The organism is Streptomyces sp. NPDC047315 (assembly GCF_040643215.1).
Taxonomy (GTDB): domain Bacteria; phylum Actinomycetota; class Actinomycetes; order Streptomycetales; family Streptomycetaceae; genus Streptomyces.
In genome coordinates this window covers 75,250-82,470 of record NZ_JBEYTZ010000013.1, presented here as the reverse complement: position 1 = coordinate 82,470, position 7,221 = coordinate 75,250, and the positions used below count along the sequence as shown (strand labels likewise).

The 7,221-nt window shown below is 72.3% G+C and carries 6 protein-coding genes; all 6 read left to right on the top strand.

Annotated features, from left to right (window positions below; all coding sequences use genetic code 11):
• Positions 1 to 34 precede the first annotated feature (34 nt).
• The 6 genes from sbnB (at position 35) to ABZ842_RS17505 (ending at position 7,215) form a co-directional block, all read left to right on the top strand.
• Positions 35 to 1,036: a 2,3-diaminopropionate biosynthesis protein SbnB gene (gene sbnB, locus ABZ842_RS17530; RefSeq protein ID WP_361537568.1), complete on the top strand. Its 1,002-nt coding sequence runs from the start codon at positions 35 to 37 to the stop codon at positions 1,034 to 1,036.
• A gap of 100 nt (positions 1,037 to 1,136) precedes the next feature.
• Positions 1,137 to 2,264, top strand: coding sequence for a tryptophan dimethylallyltransferase family protein (locus ABZ842_RS17525; RefSeq protein ID WP_361537567.1), 1,128 nt, complete (start codon positions 1,137 to 1,139; stop codon positions 2,262 to 2,264).
• A 242-nt stretch (positions 2,265 to 2,506) separates the two neighbouring features.
• The gene (locus tag ABZ842_RS17520) at positions 2,507 to 3,649 is read left to right on the top strand and encodes a polyprenyl synthetase family protein (RefSeq protein ID WP_361537566.1); all 1,143 of its coding nucleotides are present in this window, start codon (positions 2,507 to 2,509) and stop codon (positions 3,647 to 3,649) included.
• On the top strand, positions 3,646 to 5,226 hold the full coding sequence (gene crtI / locus ABZ842_RS17515) for a phytoene desaturase family protein (protein ID WP_361537565.1): 1,581 nt from the start codon (positions 3,646 to 3,648) through the stop codon (positions 5,224 to 5,226). Before ABZ842_RS17520 ends, crtI begins: the two co-directional genes overlap by 4 nt.
• Positions 5,213 to 6,208 carry a phytoene/squalene synthase family protein gene (locus ABZ842_RS17510; RefSeq protein ID WP_361537564.1) on the top strand — a complete coding sequence of 332 codons (996 nt, stop codon included), beginning with the start codon at positions 5,213 to 5,215 and terminating at the stop codon, positions 6,206 to 6,208. Before crtI ends, ABZ842_RS17510 begins: the two co-directional genes overlap by 14 nt.
• Positions 6,205 to 7,215: a DUF5914 domain-containing protein gene (locus ABZ842_RS17505; RefSeq protein WP_361537563.1), complete on the top strand. Its 1,011-nt coding sequence runs from the start codon at positions 6,205 to 6,207 to the stop codon at positions 7,213 to 7,215. Before ABZ842_RS17510 ends, ABZ842_RS17505 begins: the two co-directional genes overlap by 4 nt.
• Positions 7,216 to 7,221: the final 6 nt, after the last annotated feature.

The window sequence follows — 7,221 nt, the reverse complement described above, 5'->3', positions numbered from 1 at the left end:
CGTTCTGCCCACTGCGAGCAAGGAGAGAGTTCACGTGTTCGACTTCGACCTGGTGCCCGGGCCCGTGGTGAACCGGATCCTGAACGCCGACCGCACCGGTGTGATGGACCTCGTCCGACAGACGTACCTCCACCACGAGTCCGGCGAATCCGTGAACCCCGACAGCTACTTCCTACGCTTTCCCGACAAGCCGGACGCCCGGATCATCGCGCTGCCGGCGTTCTTGGCGGCGGACGTTCAGCTCGCCGGGATCAAGTGGATATCGAGCTTCCCGGCCAACACCCGACGGGACCTGCCCCGTGCGGCGGCCGTGCTGATCCTCAACGACTACGAGACCGGATACCCCATCGCCTGCATGGAGGCCGCGCAGATCAGTGCGGCCCGCACCGCGGCCTCGGCCGCGGTAGCCGCGGACGTCCTGCGCCCCGACGGCCACGAGCACACCCGCACCGCCGTCGTCGGTGCCGGTGTCATCGCCCGCAACGTGTGCCAGTACCTCCACGACGCCGGTTGTCGCCCCGACTCCTACGTGGTGCACGACCTGGACGAACGGTCCGGACGATCCCTCGTCACCCACCTGAACGACGCCCTGGGGCAGGAAGCCGCCTTCACCGGCGACCTCGGCACGGCGCTGGAGGCCGACACGGTCATCCTGACGACCACGGCCGCCACCCCCTACATCCACACCGGCTTCAAGCCCGGTCAGGTCGTGCTCAACCTGTCCCTGCGCGACATCGCCCCCGAAGTGATGGTGCGGGCGGCCAACGTCCTCGACGACGTCGAGCACTGCATGAAGGCCAACACGTCGCCCCATCTGACCGAACGGGCCACGGGCGCACGGGACTTCGTGACCGGAACCCTCGCCGAGGTGCTGACGGGCGCCGTCACCGTCCCCACGGACCGACCGGTGATCTTCTCTCCGTTCGGCCTCGGCGTGCTCGACCTCGCCGTCGGCGCGTTCGTCCTCAGCCGGGCCCGCGCGGACGGTACGTCCACGGCGGTTCCGGACTTCTTCGCCGAGACCCAACGCTGGTGACGCCGTCCCGCACCGTGCGGGTGAGCCGCCCGTAGCCGGCCCGTTGAGCCACTGCCGAATCGACAAGCCGGACCAGTCCGGTGACGGAGTGTGATACGCGATGACCAGTCCGCGCCTGCCTCAGGTGAAGGCCGTCCCCGGCCGGTTCCAGGACTCAGGCATGACGTTCGGGCAGTTCCTGGAAGAAGCATGGTCGGTCGTCTGCCGGAGCCTGGGGATAGGCCAGCGAGCGGTGGAGAACGTCCTTGCGGAACTGCGGGAGGTGATCCGTCCGTGGGGATCGCGGCCCATCGGAACCCGCTGCGATCCGCCGTCGTTCGTTTCCGCCGACGGGTTTCCTGCCGAAATCTCCATCAGCTGGAAGGCGGGTCGGCCCGAGGTCCGCATTCTGTTCGAGTCGCTCAGCTCCGATCGCACCCCGTTCGGCAGCCAGGAAGCCGGCCGCGAGCTCACGCGACGGCTGGCCCACACCGCCGGGGTGGACGTCGCACGGTATCTGAGCATCGAGGACCTGTTCGTCACACCCGTCCCGGAACGCTACCGGCCCACCGTCTGGCACTCCTTGGCCTGGAGACCGGGGGAGAAGCCCCACTACAAGGTCTACCTCAACCCGCAGGCCCACGGGCGGGAACACGTCCACGACGTCGTCGCGGAAGCCATGCACCGGCTGGGCCTGGCGACAGCGTGGACACCAGTCGGGAGCAGGGACAAGGAACTGGCTCGGCAGGGGCATGAGCTGGAGTTCTTCGCCCTCGACCTGGACGGCGGCAACGCTTCCCGGGTGAAGGTCTACTTCCGCCACCACCCCATGCCGATGGGGGAGCTGGACACCGTGGCGGCTCTGGCGCACCGCCACGAACCCGTCCGGGCGGCCCGGGCGCGCGCCGTCATCTACGGGCGGGACAGCGGCATCGTGGGCAACGAGCCGATGACCTGTCTGGCGTTCCGCGGGGGCGTCACCGGTCCCGACGAGGCCAATGTCTATCTGCGGCTGCCGGACAACACCCGTACCGACGCGGAGGCCGCCGCTCGCATCGCCCGGCTCATGCGGTTCGAGGGCATCACCCCGCGCCCGCACGCCGAGGTCCTGCGGCAGCTGACGGCGAGCCTGCCGGCGAACACCGGGAGCCTGCTGGAACTGTGCAGCTACCGTACGACCTCGGCGAAGCTTCCCGCGGACATCGGGCTGTACCTCAGGTTCCCCCTGTACGCCGCCGCTACGGGCTGAGGCCCGAGCCGGTCCAGCGAGAAGGCGCCTGACGGGCCGAAGCCCAGGTCAGGCGCCTTCCTCTGTGCCCCTAAAAGGAACGCGCGCGGGGCGACGCACCCCCATGAGACACCGCCCGTTGCGCTGCTGAGGTGAGTTCCGTCGGCGGGAGGTGCCGGACGGGCAGGAATCAGTGCATCCGTGACAGGGCACCCGGCGGAAACAGTGTCGTGCGGACATCCGAAAGTGAGAAGGGGTTGTGCATGCCTGGACTGCCGCCGCTGGTGGCCTCACCGGCTGAACTCGTCGACGATCCTCTCACCGCGATTGACGCAGCGGATGCCGTCGGCACAGTCCTCGAACGGGTACTCGACGAGCGACTGTGTCACTCCCTCACCGTCGACGCTGTTTTCGCCCGGGAGCTGGCCGACCGCCTCGCCACGCTGGCCGCGCGGGGAGGCAAACGCCTGCGCACCTCGTTCGCCTACTGCGGCTGGCGCGCCGCGGGCGGCTCGGGAGACGCCACGGCCGTCCTGCGCACGGGGGCCGCCCTCGAACTGCTCCAGGCATGCGCCCTCGTACACGACGACGTGATGGACGGATCCGTGCAGCGACGGGGCGCGCCGGCCCTGCACGTGCACTTCGCGCGCCTGCACTGGGCGATGGGCATGCACGGCCGAGCCGAGTCGTTCGGCACGTCGGCCGCCGTGCTCGCCGGTGACCTGGCGCTGGCGTGGGCGGACGACCTGCTGACGGAGACGGCGCTCGGCACGCCGCACGGCTCGCGTCTGCACGAGGAGTGGCGGGCGATGCGCACCGAGATGGTCGCCGGGCAGTACCGCGACCTGCACGCCCAGGCCGCCCGCTCCTCCGGGATCGACGAGGCGCTGACCATCGCCACCCTGAAGAGCGCCCTGTACACCGTTGCCCGGCCGCTCGCGCTGGGCGCTTCGCTCGCCGGCGCCGACGAACACGTCATGGACGCGCTGCGAGCGGCCGGCCGGTGCGCCGGGCTCGCCTTCCAGCTACGAGACGACCTCCTCGGCGCCTTCGGCGACCCGGCGCTGACCGGCAAGCCGGCCGACGACGACCTGCGCTCCCGCAAGCTCACCTACCTCCTCGCCGTCGCCGTCCAGCTCGCCGACGCGGCCGGTGACCACCAGGCCGCCGCGGCGCTGGCTTCGGACGCGGACCCGCAGCACGAGAAGGCCGTACGGCAGGTACGGTCCGCGCTGCAGCGCACCGGTGCCTGGGACCTGGTGGAGGCGAAGATCGAGGAGCTGACCGACCTGAGCCTCGCGCACTTCGAGCGCGCCGGTGCACGCCCTGCCGTGCGGCACGAGTTCGCCGCGCTGGTCTCGCGTGCGACGGGTGCGGCCCAGCGCCGTGCGGAGGAGGTCGCGTGAAGCGGGTGCCGGGGCCGACCGACCACGTCGTCGTGGTGGGTGCCGGGCTGTCCGGTCTGGCCTGTGCGCTGCACCTGCTGGGTGCGGGCCGCCGGGTCACCGTCGTCGAACGGGACGCCGGTCCCGGCGGCCGGGCCGGCCGGGTACGACTGGGCGGCTACGAACTGGACACCGGCCCCACGGTGCTGACCATGCCGCACCTGGCCGACGAGGCGTTCGCCGCCGTCGGGGACAGCCTCCACCGCCGCGTCGGGCTGACGGCTCTGGACCCGGCCTACCGGGCGTGCTTCGCGGACGGTTCCTCGCTCGACGTGCACACCGACGGCGAGGCGATGGAGTCCGAGGTACGGCGCTTCGCCGGACCGGTGCAGGCGGCCGGATACCGCGACCTGCGGCAGTGGCTGGAACGTCTGCACCGGGTCCAGATGCGCCGCTTCATCGACACGAACTTCGACTCGCCCTTCCAACTGCTGCACCCGGATCTGGCCCGGCTGGCGGCGCTGGGCGGCTTCGGACGGCTGGACGACCGCATCGGCCGCTTCCTCTCCGACGAACGCCTGCGCCGGGTCTTCTCCTTCCAGGCCCTGTACGCCGGGGTGGCCCCGGCCCGAGCGCTCGCCGCCTACGCGGTGATCGCCTACATGGACACCGTGGCCGGCGTCTGGTTTCCCCGGGGCGGAATGCACGCACTTCCCCGTGCCATGGCCGACGCGGCGGCGGAAGCCGGTGCCGACCTGCGCTGGACTGCCGAAGTGCGCACGCTGGAGCGCTCCGCGGGCCGAGTGCGCGCCGTCCACCTGGCCTCCGGCGAGCGCATCCCCTGCGACGCGGTGGTGCTCACGTGCGAACTGTCCGCCGCCTACGGGCTGCTGGGACGGGCGCCCCGACGGCCGACACCGCTGCGTCACTCACCGTCCGCCGTGGTCCTGCACGCGGGAACCGACCGCACCTGGCCGCACCTCGCACACCACACCATCTCCTTCGGCGCCGCGTGGCAGCGCACCTTCGACGAGCTGACCCGCACGGGCCAGCTGATGAGCGACCCATCTCTGCTCATCACCCGCCCCACCGCACACGACCCCGCCCTGGCGCCGCAGGGACGCCACCTCCACTACGTCCTCGCCCCCTGTCCAAACACGGCGGTCGGCCCCACAGCCGCCGAGTGGCGGGACCTCGGCCCGCGCTACCGCGACCGGCTGGTGCGCGAACTTGAGCGCCGGGGCCTGGACGGGTTCGCGGACAGCATCCAGGAAGAGCTCCTGGTGACGCCGCTCGACTGGACGAGGCAGGGCCACGCAGCCGGCAGCCCCTTCTCCGTCTCCCACACCTTCGCCCAGACCGGACCGTTCCGCCCGCGCAACCTCGTACGGGGACTGGACAACGTGGTGCTCGGCGGCTGCGGCACCACTCCGGGCGTCGGCGTACCGACCGTGCTGATCAGCGGCAAACTCGCCGCCGCGCGCGTCACCGGCGTGACCGGCGGCACCGGTACCCGCCCCGCACGAACGGCGCCGAACCGGGCCGCGACCGACGCATCCCGCGTCCCGGCCCCGGCAGGTGCCGATGACCCGTCGTGAACTGGACGCCGCCGGAATCACCGATCCCGCACTGCGCGCCGCCTACACCCAGTGCCGACGGCTCAACGCCCGCCACGGCAGGACCTACTTCCTGGCCACCCGCCTGCTGCCCCTCGAACGCCGCTCCGCCGTGCACGCCCTGTACGGCTTCGCCCGCTGGGCGGACGACATCGTGGACGACCACGACCGCCACCGCGCGCCCGAGGAGCGCGACCGGCTGCTGCGACGCCTGGAGAGCGACCTGGCCGACGCGCTGCGCTCCCGAGCGGGCGACGAACCGGTGGTCCGGGCCGTCGCGGACACCGCCGACCGCTACGACATCGATCACGCCCTCTTCGCCGACTTCCTGTCCTCGATGCGTGCCGACCTGACCGTCACCCACTACCCCACCTACGCCGACCTGCAGGGGTACGTGCACGGTTCGGCGGCGGTGATCGGCCTGCAGATGCTGCCGGTCCTCGGTACGGTCACGGCCCGGGAGGAGGCGGCACCGCACGCCGCGGCGCTCGGCGTGGCGTTCCAGCTCACCAACTTCCTGCGCGACGTGGGTGAGGACCTCGACCGGGGCCGCGTCTACCTGCCCGGCGACCTGCTGGCCGCGTACGGGGTGGACCGGCCCCTGCTGGAGTGGAGCCGGCGCACCGGGCGGCACGAACCTCGGATCCGCGCCGCCCTCATCGCGGCCGAGGCCATGACGCGGGACGTGTACCGGACGGCGGAGCCGGGTATCGCGATGCTCGACCCGCGGGTGCGTCCCTGCATCCGTGCCGCGTTCACCCTCTACGGCGGGATTCTGGACGCGATCGCCGAGCAGGACTACACCGTGCTGCACCGCCGAGCGGTGGTCTCGCGTCGACGTCGGGCGGCAACGGCCGCGGCCGGTGCACTGCGCGTGGCCGGCGCCCGGTGGCGTACCCGCGCCGCGCACCGGGCGGCCCCGGCGGGTGGCGCGGCAGTCGAGTGGAAGGGGCCGGTGCGGTGAGTGGACGAGGGGACGGCAAGGGCTGGTCGCCGCCGTTGCGGCGGCGGAGGTCCGGCCCGGACTGGGCTGCGCAGAAACCGACTTGGCACCAGGCGCGGCCGGCGCTCATCGCCGACGCACTCAAGCGGGCGTCCGTGCGTCCGTCCGGCAACTGGTTCGTGGTCGGTTCCTCCAGGAACGTGCGCGCGGGCGATCGCCCGTACGGCCGGGCGGTCGGTGGTGTGGAGGTCGTGCTGTGGCGCTCGGAGGACGGCGAGCCCCGTGCCGGTTCGGGCATCTGCCCGCACCTGGGCGCGCCCCTGCGCGACGGCCGGGTGGTGTGCGGCACGCTGGTCTGCCACTGGCACGGCCTCGCCCTGGACGGTTCTCCGTCCGCCGGCTGGCAGCCGTTTCCCGTGCACGACGACGGCGTACTCGTCTGGGTGCGACTGGACGCGGTGGGCGGCGAGGAGCCCACCGAGCGCCCTGTCGTACCCGTTCGACCGGCGAAGGGCCGCGGGGTGGACGCGGTGTTCACGGCGATGGGACGGTGCGAACCGCAGGACGTGGTGGCCAACCGGCTCGATCCGTGGCACGGCTCCTGGTTCCACCCGTACTCCTTCGTCGACCTGTCGGTGGCGCGGGAGCCGCGCGGGGACGAGGACGACGCCTTCGTCGTCGACGTCTCCTTCCGGGTTGCCGGGCGGCTCGTGGTTCCGGTACGGGCCGAGTTCACGGCGCCCGGGCCGCGCACCGTCGTCATGCGCATCACCGACGGCGAGGGCGCCACGTCCGTGGTCGAGACACACGCCACGCCGCTGACCGGGCCCGACCACGAGCATCCGCGCACCGCCGTCGTCGAGGCGGTCGTCGCCGCGTCGGACCGGCCGGGCTTCGCCCTGGCGCGGGCCGCCGCCCCCGTACTGCGCCCGCTGATGCGGCGTACGGCCGGCCGTCTGTGGCGCGACGACCTGGCCTACGCCGAACGGCGCTGGACACTGCGCAGTACCGGACGGTTCCCCGGCTGACCGGGC